This window comes from Limnothrix sp. FACHB-881, from assembly GCF_014698135.1.
GTDB lineage: Bacteria > Cyanobacteriota > Cyanobacteriia > CACIAM-69d > CACIAM-69d > CACIAM-69d.
Map to the genome: position 1 here is coordinate 1 of NZ_JACJSN010000021.1, position 18,992 is coordinate 18,992.

Here is an 18,992-nt window from a genome sequence, read left to right on the forward strand (position 1 = left end):
TATTTCAACTGGATTTGGCAGCATAGTCGTTTCAAAACCACGGCTGCTGAACGAGCGGGATTAGCGACTAGGGCATGGACTTGGCATGACATTGCTACCTATCCCACATTAATCTGATTCACTACCGTCATTTTGAACTGCTACGGGCTAGATAAACTTTATCTTGATAGCCTTTGCTAATAGCCGAAACAATGTCAATAGCTAAGTTTTGAACGAGTAAGGTGAAACTATCAACATCTTTTTGTGTTACTGGAATCCCTTCTTCTCCATGAGCTATCGCATTCCTGAATCGCAATAATCTGTCTAATGGAATTTTATAACTCTTCTCATCCAATGGCTCAAGGCACAGCTTTTCTAGGATAGAATTTGCGATCGACAAATTAGCATTTGATTCGGTGTTTACGCTTGTGTTGAATATCACCGGCTCTTGATACATCTTATATAAATCGTTAGACAGTTTGGTGATTGTTTTAAAATTTGTCTTAGGTTGCTTAAATTTTATAAAATTGTCAGTTTGGTAAGAAATATAATTCTCATTTAATGAGGAAAAACTTAGCTTTTCTCTATTTATTTCCTGTAAATATAATGTAATGGATTTTTTCAGGAAACCTTCCCATTCTGCATATATTCCAAGTATGGAATACCTACGCAAGAAGTCTATATGATCATTAGTCATTGAGTACCGAAGATGTATCGTTTTGCACTTGTACATCTTACTTTGTAGAGTATCAATTTCTGCTAATAGAAGTGACTCTAAATTATTCATCAGGAGCAAATATTTCTAAAGCACGACGAATACGCTTTTTAACTCTCTCTTTATAGTTTGATGATGCTCCTGAAACTTTTTTAAACTCTTCATCTTCCTTGATCTTTTCGATCTTACTGACAAGCTCCTCAATATCACAATTCTCGTAATACTCAAGATTCTCAGCCACCCCACTAAATATACCATCATAAAGACTAGTGGAAAGCTGCCCGTTCTTACCACTCAGAGTAGATCTGCCTCCTTTCGATACAGTAGTTACAACTCGGTTGAAAATTTCAGTTTTGTATTGATAGTCAACTTTACCTTCAGTAGCAAGTTTCATGTACTCGGTCATATGCTCAGATAGCTTTTTGTCTACCTTGCTGTAATTCTGATATAGGGAAAAAAATCGTAAAACAAGTTCATCGAGGTAAAGCTCATCTTTTTGCTTTTGCGTCGGTTGAATCAAATCAACAAACAGTTGATTCGACGCTAGATCTTTGATTAGATTGGTAAATTCAATAGAGATTCCTCTAAATATACAATTCCGAATCTCTTGATCAGTGAGAGGGGTACCGCCAGTATTTAGTCGCTTAAAAAGTTCATACCTCATATCATAATTGCTGTCCCATTTGACGACTTCGATCCGGCAAACCGAGCGCTTAATATTTAATTGATATTTGATTGGTAAATCAGATACCTTGAATCCGCGCAGAGACGATATAACATCCCCGCGTTCCAAAGCCCAGTCATTTTTATCAGGAGTATGTTTGAGCATTCCAAAAAATGAAAGTATTGTGGAAAGCCTTTGCAATCCATCCACGATTTCCCATTTTCCATTGGAGTCTTCCGCAACAAAAATTGAAGGGATGGGTATCCCTAAGAGCAGTGACTCAATAAATCGGGTTCTTTGATCTATATCCCATCTAAACAGACGCTGAAATTCCGGATCGATTACTAGCTCATTATTTGAATACATACTCATTAGTTCGCCGAATGACATATCGAGTCTTTCAGCGGACAAACTGTTTCTTCCTTTTAAAATTTCATCTTCCAATTGTTCTAATTGATTCATCTTTTGTTACTCAGTTTTCATGGAGGACTTAGAACTTGTTGGTTTCTATTATCAGGGTTAATAGTTTTTCAAGAAAGATTACCTTAAGACTGTTAACGTTCAAATCCGTATAGCTGCTTAATATACTATGGCTTCTGAGCAAGGCTTTCTCAATCAAAATTGAAGTCTTAAGCGATATTCTACCTTGAAATTCAACGAGAATGCACGACCGATCGCACTGCGGCCGCGCACCCTCACTTGATACCTACTGATCGCCCCTATTCAAACCCCTCGACTGGCGCAAAGCCTTGGCGCTGAACGTTTTCCGTCACCACACGCGGCTCCAGGAATTGCAACAGATAGTCCGGGCCGCCCGCCTTCGAGCCAACCCCCGAGAGCTTGAACCCGCCGAACGGTTGCCGCGCCACGATCGCCCCCGTAATGTTCCGGTTGATATATAAGTTACCCACCTCGAACTCCCGGGTCGCCCGATCGATGTGTGACGGCGTGCGCGAATAGAGACCCCCCGTGAGAGCGAATTGCGTCCCGTTGGCGATCGCCAGCGCCTGCTCAAACGTCTCCGCCTTGATCACCGCCAGCACCGGCCCAAAGATTTCCTCCTGGGCGATCGCCGCCGTCGGGGGCACATCGCGGAACACCGTCGGCCCCACAAAGTAGCCACCCTCGGGAGCCGGCAACTCGATCGCCAGCGTCGATTCCGCCTTGCCCTTGGCGATGTAGTCGCGGATCCGAGCCTGGGACGTGCCATCAATCACTGGTCCCACCTTGACGCTCGGATCATCTGCCGGGCCAATGTTTAGGGACTTGACCGCCTCCACCAGCCGCTCCACAAACGCCTCGTAAATCGGCGCAAGCACGATCGCCCGGGAGCAAGCGGAGCATTTTTGGCCGCTGTAGCCAAAGGCCGAATCCACCACGCCCTGCACCGCCTGATCCAGGTCGGCGCTCTCATCCACGACGATCGCATTTTTGCCGCCCATCTCCGCGATCACCCGCTTCAGGTGCTTCTGACCCGGTTGCAAAATCGCCGCGTTGGCGTAGATCCAGCAGCCCACTTCCTGGGAGCCGGTGAAGACGATCGTATGCACATCCGGGTGCTTGACCATGTGCGCCCCCGCCGTCGAGCCGCGCGCCGGAACGTATTGCAGCACACCATCGGGAATCCCCGCTTCCACCAGAATTTCAATGAATTTGGCGGCGATCACCGAGGAGGTTTCGGCGGGTTTCAGGATCGTGCAATTGCCCGTCACCAGCGAAGCCACAGTCATGCCCACCGGGATCGCCAGGGGGAAATTCCAGGGCGAAATCACCAACGTGATTCCCTTCGGTTGGTAGTGGTAGCGGTTGGTTTCGCCGGGGTAGTCGTAGGCCGTGCCCGCCTCCAGCCGCTCCATTTCGTCGGCGTAGTAGCGGCAAAAGTCGATCGCCTCGGACACTTCGGGATCGGCTTGGCGCAAGGCTTTGCCCACCTCTAAGCACACCCAAGCGGATAACTCCGCCCGCCGCGCTTCCATCAGGTCAGCCGCCTTCCGCAGGATCGCCGCCCGTTCCTTAGCCGGTGTGGCTTTCCAGGCTGGGAAGGCCGCCTTGGCCGCCGCGATCGCCTCGTCGGCCTGCTCAATGCTGGCTAGGCCAACCTTGCCGATCAGCTCCTGGGGCTTCGAGGGATTTTCCGAGGCGATCGTTTCGGTGGTTTCCACCCGCCGACCGGCAATCAGCGGCCGGTAAAGCTGACCCAACTGCGATCGCACCTGGGCGATCGCCGCCAGGGCCGGATCGCGCAACTGGGGCCGCGAATAGTCCGTATCCGGCGCATTCGCAAAGGGAACCGCCGTTTCATAGGCCGCATCATTCGGCTGCGGCGCGGCGGCCAGTTCGTTCAGTTCCCGCTCCCCGAGGCTACTTTGGCGCAAAAACGACGAATTGGCCGTGTTCTCCAGCAGCCGCCGAATCAGGTAGGCCATGCCGGGGATCAAGTCGCCGTAGGGGCAATAGACCCGCACCCGATAGCCCTTGTCCGCCAAGGTTTTGCCCAGTTTGTCCGCCATGCCGTACAGCACTTGCAGCTCAAAATTCCGCCGGGGTGCGCCCACCTTTTCCGCCACGGCGATCGCCTTCGCAGCCGATCGGGCGTTGTGGGTTCCCAGCGCCGCATACAAGTGAGCATGGCTCTCCAGCAGCAGTTGGGTCATCGCTTCGTAGTTGGCATCGGTCGCCGCCTTGTCGTTAAACACCGGCTGGGGCCAATCCTTTTGCACCGATTGGATCGTTTCCTGATCCCAATAGGCTCCCTTCACCAGCCGCACGGTCACGGGTGTGCCGCGCTCCTTGGCCCAGGCCACCACGCCCTGCAAATCCTGATAGGAATCGCGCAAATAGGCTTGCAACGTCAGGCCAATATCGGTGCGATCGCGGAACTCCGGCTCCATCAACACCGCTTTCAACGCCGCCAGCGTCGCATCCTTATATTTGTATTGCTCCATGTCGAAGTGCACCGCCGCGCCCAATTCCTTGGCCCGCCGCAGCAACACCCGCGCCCGATCGGCCGTTTTCGCTTGCGATCCCGCCACATCCAACGGGTCGAACTGGGAATAGAACGCCGTCAGCTTCACGGACACTTGCACCTTGGGCAAGGGCTGACCGTCCGCCTCGTCGATCTGGGCGATCGTCGGCCAGCGCTGGGCCGCCGTCGCCAACTGTTCCATCAAATCCAGGTAGCGATCGAGGTACTGCTGGGCCTCCACCTCCGTGATCACCGCCTCGCCAAGCAAATCGACGGTGAAGGCCATTTTGTCCTTCCGCAACCGCTCGATCGTCCGAATCGCCTGGTCGATCGTCTCCCCAGAAATGTACTTTTGCGCCAACGTCTTCACGGCCGTACTCACCGTCGTCGCCGCCACCTGGCCAGGCATCGAACCGGGATCGGAAAAATTCAGCAACCCCTTCAGCAAGTCGGGCAGCTCCACCTCTTCCGTGGTCAAATATTCCCGCAGGTGAGCCGCAATTTCGGGGTTCGATTGCAACGCGGGCAGGCAGTCGATGAACCGAAACAATTGCACTTTCAAGCCGGGATTGCTCATCGTCCAATCCATCAGCTTGTCATCGAGCTTCATCTGGTCGCGCATTTGGGCCAGGAAGCCTTTTTTGGTTTGGGTGGCTTGAATCAGTTCACGGGCGATCGACTGGGTGCGGTCTTCGTAAGGATTGGGGACAGTTGCAACCACGGTGTGCGAGCCTCTCAAAGCGTTCCGGTGCTTATCTTCCATTCTAGGAAGTCCGGTGCACGGTGCTTAAAGCGACAGCAAGGGCCCACGGGGCGATCGTCCAAATCGATCGCGCTGCGTGAACGGGCAGACCTTTTAATTCAGCCTGCAATGGTTAAGCCGGATGCCAACGAATGGTTGAATCGAGGAGCTGGTATAACGGACTATATCGCTGAACCCTCAAGCCATCGGCACGACAAAGGTATGTTGAAGCAGCCGTTGAAGATTCATATTCCTCAGCAGGCACTGATCGCCTTTTGCCAAAAATGGCAGATTCAAGAGTTTTCGTTTTTTGGGTCTGTGCTGCGAGACGACTTTCGACCAGATAGTGACATTGATGTCATGGTCAGTTTTGAGGACAGTTCAACTTGGGGAATTTTAGAACTGGTTCAGATGAAGCGTGAACTGCAGACATTGCTAGGACGCGAGGTTGATTTGTTGACTAAAAAATCGATTGAGCAAAGCCATAACTGGATTCGCCGAAAAGAAATTCTAGAAACAGCCCAAGTTGCTTATGTCGCGGGATAGTGCATCACTGATTGATATTGTCCAAGCAGGGCAATTGATTTTACGGTTTGCTCAAGGACTTGATCGTGATCAGTTAGAGTCAGATTTGCGAACACAATCTGCAATTCTGTACCAGATTGCAATCATGGGAGAGGCAACAAAACGATTATCTCGTGAGTTTCGAGCACAACATCCAGAAGTGCCGTGGGATGATATGGCTGGAATGCGAGACATCGTTGCTCATCAATATGATCGAATTGATTTAGATATTGTTTGGCAAGTCATTGAACGCAATATTCCTCAGTTACTCAGTATGCTAATCAACTTGTTGCCAAGTCAGGATGAATAATCAGACATTACTGATATTTTTGAGCTAAGTAATTTGTATAACTTCCAGAATCAGCAGTTACATTAAGCTCTGGCAATTTAGCGATCCCTCTCAATCGTGACAAACTAGATTGCTTGAAAGGCGATCGGGTTTCCTGTTTCAAGGACTCCAGCAAGAGCTGTACGAGTTGCCACCGATGATCCAGTGACAGTTGAAGAACTTGGGTTTGTAATTCCTGGAACGTCATTAGCTTGCAATTTTATACGGCCTATCCATTGTATAAAATTCTATGATGTCGAAGCGAATTATGGGAGTAAATCTCAATGACGATTACTTGATTTTGGAGTTAGAGGATGGGCGAGTTCTATCGGTTCCGATCGCCTGGTATCCTCGCTTGGTTCACGGCACAGAAGCAGAGCGCCAAAATTTTCAAATCAGCGGTGCAGGTTTTGGCATTCACTGGCCAGAACTCGATGAAGATATTGGCGTTGCGGGTCTGTTGCCGGGCAAAAAATCTTCTGAAAGTCCAGAATCATTTCAGCGATGGCTAGCAAGGCGATCGACTACGGCTTGTTCTTCAACGTAAACCGTTGGGAATACTGGCGACCATTACGGTCTTGACTGGCTATCCTGAAGTCAGTACTTCATAGCAAATCGCCCAATACTATGCCCAAACTGCCAATTATTCAGCCCGATCGCGCCTACAGCTTTGCGGATTATTTCAAGCTCAACTTTGCGCCCCAAGATATCTTGAGCTATTTCAATGTTGCGCTCGATCGACAACTGCTAACGCTTCCTTGCTATTCAGGAGAACTCGATCGCCTGGGGGATTTAAAGTCACGCATCCTAGAAAGCCTGCCGCGCATCAGCTTGAATAGCGAAATGGCCCGGCGGGAATTTTTGATTGCGCCGGTATTGATGGAGGTGTTGCACTATACCGAAGCGACATTAAATGTGGAGTACCCGATCGCAGTGAGTCCACAACTCAAAGGATCGCTAGATTATTTATTAGAAACTCAGACGAGATTCTTGGTGATTGAAGCGAAAAATGAAGATTTGGAGCGAGGATTCTTGCAATTGGCGATCGAGATGATTGCGCTCGATCGGTGGCTAGAGTCGGATGCACCGCTGCTCTATGGAGCTGTTTCAACGGGAACAATTTGGCAATTTGGTTTGTTCGATAGAGTTAATAGCCAGGTTATTCAAGACTTAAACCTATATCGAGTCCCAGCCGATTTAGAGGCACTATTGCCAATTCTGGTCGGCGTTTTATCGTAGGGTAACAATAGGGTATCGGTCAAACAGGGCAGCAATCACCCTCAAGACAATAATCACCCGTTCCCGAAACATGATCAAACTGCTTCAGTATGGACTGTAGGTGTACATTGCCCACCCTACTAGTTAGGCAATACTTGTCCCGCAAAATCATGAATTGCTTCACAAGAACTATTTCAACTTGCTAGCAATCTTCCTGACTATATTTTCTAGTTTTTCAAATTGATTTTCCAATTTATCCAATCGTTCTTCTATTTCAAGAAGGTATTCTTTTAGATCATCTCCTTCCTGTTGCGTTTCTACCGGCTGTTGCTGTAGATATTGAGAATATAGATCTTCAGCGTCTTGCTCTGGCAGTTCATTCATGCTTACTTGCCTGCATTTCTAAACACACTTTTGAAGTGCTAACTCTGAATACCGTATCATGCAGTTTCAAGCAATGATAGATATCTTATGCTTTCTTCAAAATCTGATTTTCGATAGTTTGTAGCAGTCTGTGAGTTGAGCAATACTAAACCCACGGAATGTCAACTCCCAACAAACCCTAAAGCCGCTAAAGTGCCGATACGATGAGGGACAAGGGCGCGATCGCACCGAAGTTGTTGTTCCCCAGCGGCTATTCCCTTGGCTCAATCAATTTCCTCGCCAGTTAAAGCCGGAGTGAATTCCATGACCGCCAACCGCCACCCCGATCGAGCCATTCGAGTCTCCCAGCGATCGCACCCTTAAATATTAGCCATCCCGCAGCCACTCAGACTGACGTTTAATTTAATCAATTCAATTTATTATTCATGTTAATCAATTCAAATTATCATTCATGGCTTTTACCTATCATCGTACCGTTCGCTTTGGCGAAACCGATGCCGCAGGGGTGATGTATTTTTCGCGGCTATTGGAATGGGCCCACGAAGTCTATGAAACCTCGCTGATGGCTTCAGGGGTTAATGCCAAACATTTTTTCAGCCGATCGCAGCCTTGGGTAATGCCAATTGTGGAAACGGGAGCGAAATTTTTTCAGCCCATGTCCTGTGGCGATCGCCTGGAAATTGTGATGCGGGTTTATGCCATCCAAGAAAGCGAATTTCGATGTGAATATGAATTCTTTTTTGAAGGATCGCAGCGGGATTTCCACACGGCTCAGGCATTCACGCGCCATGTTTGCATTGACCAAGAAACTCGCAAACGACGCGAAATTCCTCCAGAACTGGCAGTTTGGCTAAAGCTTTTTGAGGAACCTCAGCCCCAGATTTAGGGAAGGTCGATTTCTTTGGCTTTCTTGATAGAATGAATCGCCACGATCGCTGATGGATCCAGCCCTTTAAGCAACGGCGGTCACTTGTCCTAAATCTTCGGGATGGAGGCGATCGTGCAAAACCTGCCCATCCCGAAACCAAACCACACGATGAGTCCGACGGGCCACCTCCGGTTCGTGGGTCACCATCACCACAGTCATGCCGCTCTGGTTTAATTCTTCAAAAATATCCAGCACTTCTTGGGTGGTTTTGGTGTCCAATGCGCCGGTTGGTTCGTCGGCCAACAGCACGATCGGACGGTTCACAATCGCGCGCGCAATGGCCACCCGCTGTTGCTGCCCCCCAGACAGTTGGTTGGGTCGATTATTCACCCGATTCCCCAAACCCACGCGGCCCAAAGCGTCCAGGGCCCGCTGTCGTCGCTCCCCGCTGGGCACACCCGCATAGACCATCGGCAACATGACATTTTCCAGGGCGCTCAGTTGGGGCAGCAGGTGAAATTGCTGAAACACAAACCCCAGCTTGCGATTGCGCACCGTGGCTAGGTCTTTTTCGTTCAATTCGGCCACGTCAATGCCATCGAGCTGATAGCGCCCGGAGCTGGGGCGATCGAGGCAACCAATCACGTTCATCATGGTGGATTTGCCGGAACCCGATGCGCCCATAATTGAGCAATATTCACCACTTTCCACCACCAAGTTGACCCCATTCAAGGCGCGTACCTCAGTGTTGTCGCTGCCATAGATTTTGTAAATCTCGGAGAGTTGAATAACTGGCGGGTGATCGGGAATGGGCGATCGGGGCTGAGGATTAGGCAGGGCAAGGGTCATAGCACTGTTTCAGGGAGGCAGGGATGAGCGGGAACCATCTCCCATTCTAAAAAGCTTGGCCAATTTTGTGCGGCCAGGGGATAACCGTAGAGGATGACTCAGCCGCTCACCGCTCAGTTGAATCAAGATGGGGGGATCGATCGATGACGAATGACCGTTCCAACGCAGATACTCAGCCCGAAAATACTCCCGGAAACATTTCCAAAAACACTTCCGCAAACATTCCTGAAAATCCTACAAATCATCCAGGAAATCATCCACCAGGCAATTCAACCAATCATCCAGTTACGGTTGCAGCCGCCAACACCATTACTTTTCAAACATCGACTAGAAATCGGCTCTTGGCCAAGCTGATTGTGTTGTTGCTCGTGACAGGAGGATTCAGCCAGTTATTTCTGAAGGTAAGCCAACAGGATTATCAAAAGGGTTTATCCCTTACCCCGGAGGCCTATTCACAATCCTATGAACGGTATCGCGCCCAACTTTTATCTAAAAAGATGACCGTTGATTATCCGGCTGTGGGTGTTTTTGCGGTTTTTCTGGTGTTGCTGGGTCTGGTCGGTGGCTATGAATTGGCAGTGTTTGTGATTGGTTTGTTGATCGGGAAATTGTGGCCGCCAGGAGGTCAGCGCTGACATTGAAAAGGTGGCGAGGAGAACCGCTGGGAAAGGAGTAGCCAAGGTTGTTGGGCAAGGCATTTAAAGCCATAGGAGGGGCGCGAAATTGATGTCAATCATGGATGCCAATCATTGATGTCAATCTCGGATCGCCTGTGGGTGGCTGGCCGAAAACCAATTGCCTCGGGTGTTCGGAAGGGTTGGGCACTGGAGGCGATGGGCCCTTGTGTACGGAGCCACTGGCCAAAGAGTCCGTGTCGATCGAAGCCGATGCCGGTATAGTTAAACCCTAGGTCCAGAATGGCGATCGCCCGATCGCTTCTGGCACTGCATCCCTTCCCGATCGCCCGCCATGACCGTCCTTGTCATCGACAACTACGACAGTTTCACTTACAACCTCGTTCAATACTTTGGCGAGTTGGGCCAAACCCACCCGATCGCTCGGGATATTCAGGTTTTTCGCAACGATAAGATCACCCTAGATCAAATTCGGGAACTGAAGCCCGATGGCATCACCATTTCGCCCGGCCCCGGCACACCGGACGAAGCGGGAATTTCCCTAGATATCATTCGGGAGTTGGGGCCAACTCTGCCGGTGTTTGGGGTTTGTTTGGGTCACCAAAGTATTGGCCAAGTATTTGGGGGCAAGGTGGTGCGTGCGCCGGAACTGATGCATGGCAAAACCTCCCCGATCGAGCATCGCAATGTGGGAGTCTTTCAGGGCATTGAATCTCCCATGACCGCGACTCGCTATCATAGTTTGGTCATTGAGCGAGAAAGCTGCCCGGAACAGTTAGAAATTACCGCTTGGGTGGCTGACGGAACCATTATGGGCGTGCGCCATCGGGACTATCCCCACATTGAAGGGGTTCAGTTTCACCCCGAAAGTATTCTGACCAATGCCGGTAAGCAACTGCTCTCGAATTGGCTGACGGCGGTGGCCCAGTTCCACCAATCCGCCGCTTTGGTCTAAGAATCCTGAGCATCCTGGCTCCTGGTTTCTGCGGTCGATCGGGTCAATCACGTCGATTCGATCGCTTTGATGAGTACGCAAAGCGTTCCCAAAAAGTTCACCCCAAAAATTTACCCAAAAATTTACCCAAAGAGTTCATCCAAAGAGTTTTCAGAGCGTTTCCCAAAGGGAGTTTTCAACACGATTTCCCAAAGCGTCCCTGAAGTTCCCATTCAAATTCAGATCAACTCAGTCTCTAATCAATTCAATCCCTAATCAATCTCAAACGGTGCGAGGAATTTTATGGATCGGTGGATCAATCGGCGGCAAATTCTGCGATATGGCCTGATGGGTGCAGGGGCCGCCCTGGCCAGTGCGATCGGGAGCCGTGCAACCTCAGCCCAAGCCGCCGATGGCTTAACGATTCAGTCCTTGGGCCACACTTGCTTTGCCTTCACCGGGGGTGGGCTGCGGGTTCTGAGTAATCCTTTCAACACCCTGGGTTGTACTGCTGGTTATCGATCGCCCAATTTCACCGCCGACCTCGTGACCATCAGCAGCCAACTGCTTGATGAGGGATTTGTCAGCAATCTGCCGGGCAATCCCAGTTTGCTGTTTGAGCCAGGAACGTTTGAGTTTCGCGGTAACCAATTCCAAGGCATTCGCACCGCCCACGATCGGTTTGGGGGGCGGCGATTTGGCGACAATGTGGTTTGGCGCTGGAAGCAGGGGGGCATCTCCATCCTGCACTTGGGCGGCATTGCGGCTCCTTTGGGAGTGGAAGAAAAAATTCTGATGGGGCGGCCCGATGTGGCCATTGTGCCGGTGGGCGGCGGGGCGAAGGCCTATAACGCTGAGGAAGCAAAACGGGCGATCGAGTCGTTGCAACCCAAGGTGGTGATCCCCAGCCAATACCGCACGGCGGCGGCCGATAGCCAATGTGATCTGGATGGGCTAGAGGCCTTCTTGAACTTGATGAGCGGCTACGACATCCAAACTTTGAACACGGAAACCATGACCCTGCGTCCGGAAAATCTGCCGCCCCAGGGCACGCTGATCCGCGTTTTGCGCCACCCGGTCTAGGGGCGACTCTGGCAAGGGAAACGCTGACCGCTATTGGTCTAAATTGGTCTAAATCGTGTGGACGATCACCTGGATGGTGCTCCTGGGTTAACTGGGGGCAGATTGGCGATGCTGTGGTCGATCGCTCGTCAGATCGCCCGCCAGATCGCTGGGCAGATCGCCCGCCAAATCGATCGATCGCGCCGAGCCGCTGCTCACCACACTTTCAGCCCGCATCGGTGCATAAACCTCCACCGGCTCATGGCGACCTTTCAAACGCTGTGGGCCGAGGGAATGGAGCACCACCTCTGGATAGTTACGCAGGGCCTTGGCGGTGGTTTCATTAATCAAAATGGGATAGTCCGGAAACTGTTTGGTCAGGGTTTCCAGACGGGCAGCAATGTTCACCGCGTCCCCAATGACGGTGTAAATCAGGCGATCGAGCGAGCCAATTTGACCCGCCACCGCCTGACCGGTGCTGATGCCAATGCCGCTTTGGATCGGTGTCTGGCCGCGGGCGCGCCGATGTTCATTCAACTCCGCCAGGCGATCGCGCATGGCCAACGCCGCCGACACCGCACACCACTCCGCATCCGGCTGGGGCACGGGCGCGCCAAATACCACCACGATCGCATCGCCAATGAAGTTATTGATATAGCCGCCCCAAGGCGCAACGGCCTCCGTCATCGCCGTCATATATTCATTTAAAAATTCCACCACCCCCTGGGGATCCAACTGCTCGGAAAGGGTCGAAAATCCCCGAATATCGGAAAACAACACCGAAACCCAGCAGGTTTGCCCACCTAGCTCCACCCCACCCCGCAATAGTTGTTCGCGCACCACAGGCGACACCATTCGCCCAAAAATATTCAGCTCCCGTTCCCGCTCCCGCAAACCGGAAACCATTTGGTTAAAGGTGGCCGCCAACAAACCCAGCTCATCAGTGCCCTGAATGTCCACATGGGCCCGGTCAAACTGTCCCATCCGCAATTCCTGAGCCGCACGGGTGAGCAAGTGCAAGGGCCGCACAATACTCCGGGCCAGGGCCAGGGCCAGCAGGGCCACCGCTCCCCCCACCAGAAACACACTGGCCGTGGTGCGATGGGCCAGCGCATTCAGCGGCGTGACAAAAACCGACTCTGGCTCCGTGATGGCCAAACGCCAGGGCCGCATATCCAAAGCCGACATACCCACGATTTCCGTTTTGCCCGTGAAGGGCGATCGATAGGCAATGTTACCGAAGGATGGCGGGCCCAGCTCCATCGTTGACTGGTTTGGGGTGGCGGTGGGCGTAATGGGGGGCAGTGGAACCGCCGATGATGCAGCCGTGGGGGCAGAGGGCAATTGCAGCGATCGCGCCAACACCGGCAAATTCAAACTTTCAATTCGATCGAGGCCAAACTGGACTTTCGGGTCGATCGTGCGCAACTGCACAGGCGACAGAGGCAACAAGCTGCGATAGACCCAACGCCGATCCGTATGGGCAATCACAATTCCGTTTTGATCGACCAAGAAAGCAGAGCCGCCTTCCTTTTGGTTCAAGCTGGTGAGCAAGCGGCCCACCGCCTCCGATCGCAGCTTAATCACCACCACGCCCAGCAAATTGCGCGTGCCCTTGGCCACCACCGGCACCGAAAGGAAAATCCCCGGCTGACCCGTTGTGGATCCCACCGTCCATTCCGAAATGTAGAGTTTGCCTTGGCGCGCTTCTTGGAAGTAATTGCGAAAGGCGTAGGACTTGCCAATGTTGCTGGGATTCGTTGAAACCAAACAACGTCCCGTGCGATCGAGCAGAAACACTGAAAAATAATCAGGATTGGAATTGCGAACATTCGCGATCGCTTCAGCCGCCAAAATTCGCCAATAGTTCTGTTTTTCCGGAGGTTCCTTGGCCGCTACCGACCCTGCAAATTGCACAATGTCCCGCGCGCTGGCCATCTGAATCCCCACCCGTTGCGTATCAATCAGCAACTGATCCAGTCGGGCCGCCACACTTTTTGCCAACAGTTCCAGATTTTTGTACTCCGCCATTTTGACCGTATACAGGCTTTGGCGAAGGTTATAAAACGCCGTCAGACTCATTGGCAGCAGCGACGCAGCCAACAAAGCCGCCGACAGCTTGGGCGCAATTTTCCAGCGAGCCGGATTCCAACTCCAACGCCAGCGGTTCACAAACAACCTCAGAGAGACACACTCAAAATGTAGGTTTAGCAGCGGCCACCATGACTTTGATTCGTCTTCAGCCATGAATCCGCAGCTAGCGAAATGCGATGCGAGTGTTTACCCCCACCTTCATCTTACCCAGCGCCCATTGCCCAGGAACAGAGTCAGGGGTGCTGGTCAATCGCTCCAAGCTGCACCCAGCAAGACAGCAAAAGATCCTCAGTCTCCTGTTCTCAAATTCGCGATCGCCTTCCCTTGACTGTTCAATCTTCCTGCTTCAAAATCCGCAGAAAAATCAAACAACATCATCAAGATTTCACAAAAAATGGTCTGTAATTTTCCACAGAATTTCAAAATTGCAGTTAACAATTATCTTTAAGGTTCTAACAAGATCCACCCAATTTCAATGGGCTTTTATGATCGAACCTAGTCTCAGGCTGAAAGATCTTGACCCAAGCGCATAAAATTACACTGACATTAAGCTTGAGATTTCAAGATTGGTATTCAAAAGAGTGCCCTCAACATATCCTGGCTAAGCCATTGCCGCTCAAGAAGGGCAAAGCCAAGCAGATTAATCAAAGTAAAATTAATCACCAACCTTCTACGTAGAACCCCCTGCGATTGAACATAAATTCCTCGCTGACCGCCCTGAATGGGCCGCCCTGAATAGGTCACACCATTAGCGTGGGCAGGTCTGAGCACAACTGAACGCAACTGAACACAACCCAGTCAGTCGAGCTAACCCAGCAAACCGAACAAGAACCCGCTGCCAGAACCTGAGCAGGTTCTCTGTCGGCCCACATCGCCAGCCTAAATACCTGCCCAAGATTCGACAAAACACCCAAAATTACAACCCAAAATTACAAAATTAAAGGGGTTCAGGGGCCGTGACTCGGCTCCCCTAAACCCCAACTGAATTTCCTGATTGCTCAAGCCCCCAATGACTCAGCCAGCCTATTGGTAGTAGTGGTTGGTGGCGTGGGCGAAGTCCTTATACACCTTGGGGAGATCAACGCCATATTGCTTGAGCCGCGACTCCCGCATATACATCACAAAATTCTGGCTTTTCGTGGTGGGAATTTCGCTGGGACGACGATGATTTTCCAAGATTTCCGTTGTCATTTTGCCGGCCACTTCTCCCATCTCATAGGGCGAAATCCCAACCGCCAACATGCCGCCATCATCCACATAAAATCCCCAACATCCGATATCAGGAATTGGTGAGTTCTCGATCGTCCACTTCATCACTTCCTTCGGCGACACCACCGTATCATCGGTACTGGAGCGACGCAGCGTGTGATAGTGCGTGATCAGCAAAAAGTCAGCAATTTTGCCGGAATTCTTGATAAATTGCTTCCACTCTTCAAAGGTAGCCACTTTTCGGTGTTCGATCAGGTCGATCGGTCGCCAGTCAAAATCTGCCATTTCTTGGTGAATGGCTTCCGATGTTTCCGAGTCATCGGAATAGTGAACAATGCGACGGCGATCGGGTGGCAAAATTTGCAGAAAAATCTCTTTCAAGGAAAGGAAGGGAATCCGCTCCAAAATGCCCGTCACATTGCTGGCTTTGTCAAATCCGTAGGCGCTGGCTTCCGCATTCACCCCGCTGTAGACAATATCAATCTTGGGGTGATTATTGAAATACTTGGCGACAAACTCTTGAGCATTATCATCGATCGAAATAATCACATTTGGTTCCCAGCGCTCAATGAGCCGCCGAGCCAATTGCCCTGCCTTCTCCTTGTAAGCCGCACCAGGATTCCGCTTCGTATCCATGTAGTGATACTGAATCGAGTAAGGCTTCTTATCCAGAGTCCAGCTTAGCCCCACATTAATGTCCTTCGTCCAGGCAAAGTCTGTGGCATAGCTGCTCAGCACTAATACACGCGGCTTACTGGAATTGCTGAAGGCAAAGAACACCAAGGCGCAAATCAAAAAGAAAATAATGGGCAATTTTTGAAGCTGCTTGCCCCAGCGGTTAACGTTAGAAAGCTTCCAGGTAAATCGTGACATGGCTAGAGAATGAGTGGAGAAGTGGGTCGGCCTTAAACTGTCATCACTTTGAGCGCAAAGATTTGAGCACAAAGATTTGAGCACAAGGAGATGAATGCTCGTTTAGGAGACTCTCAAAGTTGATTTCATGGTCTTCAACAACGATTTAGAGAATTCCAAGGGTTCGGAAGTATCCCAATGATAAATAGATTGAAAAGAAGCGAATCAGCGTTGCCAGGAAATTGCCGCGTAAAATTAAACGCTCATTAAAAAGTTGCTGTTTGTCCAATAGCTCCTGAAATTGTAGGTAGTAGGAACATTGGTAAGGAAAAAACCAGGCATCACTGATATTTAGGATAATCGCTCCCACAATCCAAGGATTTACCCCGTTGCTTTCTGCCATCGGGATTAATATTGTGGCAAAAATTGCCACGGCCGTCGTGTTGGGGATCACAAACCGCACAGCCAAAATTGTCAGGCTCAATAAAAAGATAAAAAGGGGAAAGTTGGACTTCATAGAATCGCTGAGCCAAGTCAGATACCCACCAAAGTGGGTGTCGAGACCTAAGTAGGACATGGCTTCTGCAATTCCGACCAAGCTGCCTAATAGGATTAAAAATGGCCAATCGATTTGGGTGCGAAATTCATTTTTTTTCAGAATCCCCAGCGATAGCACCAGAAATAGAACCCCCAAACCAATCCAGGGCAATTGGATTTTGTGAATGGATGCGGTGACAATTCCCAGCAACAACACGATCGTGCTGACCAGCGAAATCCACTCCTGGCTGCTTAAGGGCCCTAGGGTTTCCACCTGAGCTTCCACCTGTTGTTGGGAAATTTCAAAGGCTTGATTATTACTAAACAGGAATTTTGTGGAGATAAAATACAGCACTAGGGTCACGATCCCCACCACCAAACTCGCCTGCAACCAATAAACCCAACTAAATTGTTGTTGAACCTGCAAAGGCAAGAGGCCATAGACTACAAAATTAGCCGACTTACTGCTTAGAAAAACATGGGAAAGCAGGCTAGCACCGCTAAAAGCAGCAAAGGCGAGATGGCTGGCAGCTTTGCCACCTGGTTTGACTCCTGTGGCATCAATGGTATCTGTCAAAATCGGTGACAGCAGACCAATTCGACCATTAGCCGAGGGCAAAATGGGGGTCATTGCCAATCCGGTTAAAAATAAAGCGGTCGCGTACCAGCTTTCTGTTTTAGGAATGAATCGAGAGAGCCATAAAACTAGGCGATAGGTTAATCCTGATCCCATCAAAACAGCTCCCAATCCAAAGAGGCTGAGCGCCATAAAAAAGCTGCCCGATGCAAAGCCAGAAAGAATAACTTCACTGGGAGCAATGTCTAAAATTAGCAATGACAGAATGCAAAAAAGACCAGGAATAAATTCAGGAACCATCCCAAAAACCCACATCACAATGGTGGATGTGAGTACGATCAAAAACATTTGAGAATTCCAGTCAAATTCCGCAGTTTCCCTCAAAATCAAGTACAAAATACCGGGGATCACCACTGACAAAATCCAACCACAGGACTGAACCCAATCATTGCGCTTGAGCTGACTGATGGGCGATCGACTCTCCAGTTTTCGGTTAGGCTGTCCGCTGTAATGACTGAGCAGGGAAGCGTAGAATCGATCGATGGTTGGAGTGCCAGCACCGGCCACTTTGGTAATAGCCTCGCGGGGCAAGGCGATCACTTCCGTGTTGTCAACCGCGATCGCGTCGGCCATGTAGTAGTCAGAGGAAACGGCCGCCTCTTCGCCCACAAAACCATGCTCCACCTCCGCAATGACACGCCCTCCAGCCCAAAGCTGCACTTTGCCCCGGCGCACAAAATAGAGGGTTAAGGCAGGGTTGCCTGACTGGAATAGGGCTTGACCATTTTCCAAAAAATGCTCGACCGCATAGGGCACAACTCTCGCCAGTTCTTGTACAGAACAGTCAGAAAGAATAGGAGCACGTCGCAACTCCTGCGCCATTTGCTTAAGATCGATCGCCATATGTTGATGTCCTGATCTGGAATTTCAATTGTAGGTCTGACCTATTAAAAAAAGGCAGGTTAATCAATTGCTTTGGGATACAGATTTAATTCTATCTTCCAGGCAACTTGCCAGCTATTGAGGAAATTGAATCAGCCAATTGAATAAACCATTGGTTTGTAGTTCAATTTCATTTCTAAAAGTTTGCTGCCAAAGGTAACGGCCCTCGCAATCCTGTTGAGCATCACTATCTTGAAAGTTATGATTCAACGCCAATAGTTGTACCAATAACTATTGTTGCCAGATTGATTGGTGGCTAATTTTAAGGTTGTCTTGATTGTTGAGAACAGCGTCAGGGAATGACTCTCGACGATCAGCGGAGTAGGCCTGAGCCAAGCCACGATCGCCTGGTCATTCATACAACAGCCATCAATTCAACCCGGTCAAAATAAACACAGAGCGCGGAGTTCATCGGTTGAGTCCGTGGTTTTGACTACGGATCAGGAATGATTTAATACAGGCTTCTCTGTGTTTTCCCTAAAGCCACTGTTTTGACAAATATTTGACAGGGGTGAGTTGATGAATTGGCTCGATCGCGGGGGCGATCGGGTTGCTTAATCATCGTCAAAATGGATCAGGATGTTTAGGAACTGGCTGAAAGTCCCAAGAAATTCAAGTCTCAGGTTGGCAGCCCTGGTGAATTATTGCACCTTGGACTTGGTTTTTCAGGAGCATCTTTGGTGATCCCTTGAGATTGGTTAATAATTGGTTAAGGCAATGCTAGCGCAAAACTTCGCAGCCATCACCAATCGTTGATTAAATCCAGACAAGCCTGAAATTGCAGTCCCTGGTCAGAAATTTCAGAGAAAGATCGTCGAAAATAGCAAGCTGCAATTTATGATTCCATGGGTCAGAACTATCTTGAGAACATCAA

Annotated in this window: 16 protein-coding genes and 1 pseudogene; 9 read left to right on the forward strand and 8 right to left on the reverse strand. The window is 50.2% G+C overall.

From position 1 onward, the window contains the following. Positions 1 to 117, forward strand: a pseudogene (locus H6G52_RS16055) (IS1 family transposase); the annotation flags it as partial. Positions 118 to 127: 10 nt separating this feature from the next. Here the strand turns inward: H6G52_RS16055 and H6G52_RS16060 are convergent. The 3 genes from H6G52_RS16060 to pruA all read right to left on the reverse strand — a co-directional run bounded on the left by H6G52_RS16060 (position 128) and on the right by pruA (position 5,086). Further along, entirely contained in the window at positions 128 to 676 is a 549-nt protein-coding gene (locus H6G52_RS16060) for an MAE_28990/MAE_18760 family HEPN-like nuclease (RefSeq protein ID WP_242026441.1), read from the reverse strand. A gap of 82 nt (positions 677 to 758) precedes the next feature. After that, entirely contained in the window at positions 759 to 1,820 is a 1,062-nt protein-coding gene (locus tag H6G52_RS16065) for a DUF262 domain-containing protein (RefSeq protein WP_190529615.1), read from the reverse strand. 257 nt (positions 1,821 to 2,077) lie between these two features. Beyond that, the gene (gene pruA / locus H6G52_RS16070) at positions 2,078 to 5,086 is read right to left on the reverse strand and encodes an L-glutamate gamma-semialdehyde dehydrogenase (RefSeq protein WP_190529616.1); all 3,009 of its coding nucleotides are present in this window, start codon (positions 5,084 to 5,086) and stop codon (positions 2,078 to 2,080) included. A 201-nt stretch (positions 5,087 to 5,287) separates the two neighbouring features. Here pruA and H6G52_RS16075 point away from each other — a divergent pair, with 201 nt between their 5' ends. The 4 genes from H6G52_RS16075 (at position 5,288) to H6G52_RS16090 (ending at position 7,196) form a co-directional block, all read left to right on the forward strand. Next, positions 5,288 to 5,611: a nucleotidyltransferase family protein gene (locus H6G52_RS16075; protein ID WP_190529666.1), complete on the forward strand. Its 324-nt coding sequence runs from the start codon at positions 5,288 to 5,290 to the stop codon at positions 5,609 to 5,611. Continuing rightward, positions 5,598 to 5,939, forward strand: coding sequence for a DUF86 domain-containing protein (locus tag H6G52_RS16080; protein ID WP_190529618.1), 342 nt, complete (start codon positions 5,598 to 5,600; stop codon positions 5,937 to 5,939). Before H6G52_RS16075 ends, H6G52_RS16080 begins: the two co-directional genes overlap by 14 nt. Before the next feature lie 268 nt (positions 5,940 to 6,207). Beyond that, entirely contained in the window at positions 6,208 to 6,504 is a 297-nt protein-coding gene (locus H6G52_RS16085; RefSeq protein ID WP_190529620.1) for a DUF2442 domain-containing protein, read from the forward strand. 80 nt (positions 6,505 to 6,584) lie between these two features. Continuing rightward, positions 6,585 to 7,196 (forward strand): hypothetical protein, encoded by a 612-nt coding sequence (locus tag H6G52_RS16090; RefSeq protein WP_190529622.1) that lies wholly within the window; start codon positions 6,585 to 6,587, stop codon positions 7,194 to 7,196. A gap of 168 nt (positions 7,197 to 7,364) precedes the next feature. Here H6G52_RS16090 and H6G52_RS16095 read toward each other — a convergent pair whose 3' ends face one another. Next, positions 7,365 to 7,559, reverse strand: a complete 195-nt coding sequence (locus H6G52_RS16095; protein WP_099531946.1) for a hypothetical protein — start codon at positions 7,557 to 7,559, stop codon at positions 7,365 to 7,367. 451 nt (positions 7,560 to 8,010) lie between these two features. On the opposite strand from H6G52_RS16095, the gene H6G52_RS16100 reads away from it, so the two are divergent. Continuing rightward, positions 8,011 to 8,445: a thioesterase family protein gene (locus tag H6G52_RS16100; RefSeq protein WP_099531947.1), complete on the forward strand. Its 435-nt coding sequence runs from the start codon at positions 8,011 to 8,013 to the stop codon at positions 8,443 to 8,445. 66 nt (positions 8,446 to 8,511) lie between these two features. Here the strand turns inward: H6G52_RS16100 and H6G52_RS16105 are convergent, their stop codons facing one another. Next, positions 8,512 to 9,276 carry an ABC transporter ATP-binding protein gene (locus tag H6G52_RS16105; protein ID WP_190529624.1) on the reverse strand — a complete coding sequence of 255 codons (765 nt, stop codon included), beginning with the start codon at positions 9,274 to 9,276 and terminating at the stop codon, positions 8,512 to 8,514. 143 nt (positions 9,277 to 9,419) lie between these two features. Between H6G52_RS16105 and H6G52_RS16110 the strand changes: the two genes are divergently transcribed. From H6G52_RS16110 to H6G52_RS16120, 3 genes are all read left to right on the forward strand, one after another. After that, complete coding sequence (locus H6G52_RS16110) at positions 9,420 to 9,911, forward strand: hypothetical protein (RefSeq protein ID WP_190529626.1); 492 nt, start codon at positions 9,420 to 9,422, stop codon at positions 9,909 to 9,911. Positions 9,912 to 10,245: 334 nt separating this feature from the next. After that, positions 10,246 to 10,866 carry an aminodeoxychorismate/anthranilate synthase component II gene (locus H6G52_RS16115; protein ID WP_190355058.1) on the forward strand — a complete coding sequence of 207 codons (621 nt, stop codon included), beginning with the start codon at positions 10,246 to 10,248 and terminating at the stop codon, positions 10,864 to 10,866. A gap of 294 nt (positions 10,867 to 11,160) precedes the next feature. Then, positions 11,161 to 11,928, forward strand: a complete 768-nt coding sequence (locus H6G52_RS16120; protein ID WP_370567728.1) for an MBL fold metallo-hydrolase — start codon at positions 11,161 to 11,163, stop codon at positions 11,926 to 11,928. Between the two features lie 87 nt (positions 11,929 to 12,015). On the opposite strand, the gene H6G52_RS16125 is transcribed toward H6G52_RS16120, so the two are convergent. The 3 genes from H6G52_RS16125 to H6G52_RS16135 all read right to left on the reverse strand — a co-directional run bounded on the left by H6G52_RS16125 (position 12,016) and on the right by H6G52_RS16135 (position 18,079). Then, complete coding sequence (locus H6G52_RS16125; RefSeq protein ID WP_190529628.1) at positions 12,016 to 14,079, reverse strand: adenylate/guanylate cyclase domain-containing protein; 2,064 nt, start codon at positions 14,077 to 14,079, stop codon at positions 12,016 to 12,018. A 945-nt stretch (positions 14,080 to 15,024) separates the two neighbouring features. After that, complete coding sequence (locus H6G52_RS16130) at positions 15,025 to 16,083, reverse strand: ABC transporter substrate-binding protein (protein ID WP_190355056.1); 1,059 nt, start codon at positions 16,081 to 16,083, stop codon at positions 15,025 to 15,027. Positions 16,084 to 16,228: 145 nt separating this feature from the next. After that, positions 16,229 to 18,079: an SLC13 family permease gene (locus H6G52_RS16135; protein WP_190529630.1), complete on the reverse strand. Its 1,851-nt coding sequence runs from the start codon at positions 18,077 to 18,079 to the stop codon at positions 16,229 to 16,231. Positions 18,080 to 18,992 lie beyond the last annotated feature (913 nt).

Bases quoted from the DNA above. Each gene is read 5' to 3' on its own strand.
- H6G52_RS16060 (WP_242026441.1), bottom strand. From the start codon at position 676: ATGACTAATGATCATATAGACTTCTTGCGTAGGTATTCCATACTTGGA.
- H6G52_RS16065 (WP_190529615.1), bottom strand. From the start codon at position 1,820: ATGAATCAATTAGAACAATTGGAAGATGAAATTTTAAAAGGAAGAAAC.
- pruA (WP_190529616.1), bottom strand. From the start codon at position 5,086: ATGGAAGATAAGCACCGGAACGCTTTGAGAGGCTCGCACACCGTGGTT.
- H6G52_RS16075 (WP_190529666.1), top strand. From the start codon at position 5,288: ATGTTGAAGCAGCCGTTGAAGATTCATATTCCTCAGCAGGCACTGATC.
- H6G52_RS16080 (WP_190529618.1), top strand. From the start codon at position 5,598: ATGTCGCGGGATAGTGCATCACTGATTGATATTGTCCAAGCAGGGCAA.
- H6G52_RS16085 (WP_190529620.1), top strand. From the start codon at position 6,208: ATGATGTCGAAGCGAATTATGGGAGTAAATCTCAATGACGATTACTTG.
- H6G52_RS16090 (WP_190529622.1), top strand. From the start codon at position 6,585: ATGCCCAAACTGCCAATTATTCAGCCCGATCGCGCCTACAGCTTTGCG.
- H6G52_RS16095 (WP_099531946.1), bottom strand. From the start codon at position 7,559: ATGAATGAACTGCCAGAGCAAGACGCTGAAGATCTATATTCTCAATAT.
- H6G52_RS16100 (WP_099531947.1), top strand. From the start codon at position 8,011: ATGGCTTTTACCTATCATCGTACCGTTCGCTTTGGCGAAACCGATGCC.
- H6G52_RS16105 (WP_190529624.1), bottom strand. From the start codon at position 9,276: ATGACCCTTGCCCTGCCTAATCCTCAGCCCCGATCGCCCATTCCCGAT.
- H6G52_RS16110 (WP_190529626.1), top strand. From the start codon at position 9,420: ATGACGAATGACCGTTCCAACGCAGATACTCAGCCCGAAAATACTCCC.
- H6G52_RS16115 (WP_190355058.1), top strand. From the start codon at position 10,246: ATGACCGTCCTTGTCATCGACAACTACGACAGTTTCACTTACAACCTC.
- H6G52_RS16130 (WP_190355056.1), bottom strand. From the start codon at position 16,083: ATGTCACGATTTACCTGGAAGCTTTCTAACGTTAACCGCTGGGGCAAG.
- H6G52_RS16135 (WP_190529630.1), bottom strand. From the start codon at position 18,079: ATGGCGATCGATCTTAAGCAAATGGCGCAGGAGTTGCGACGTGCTCCT.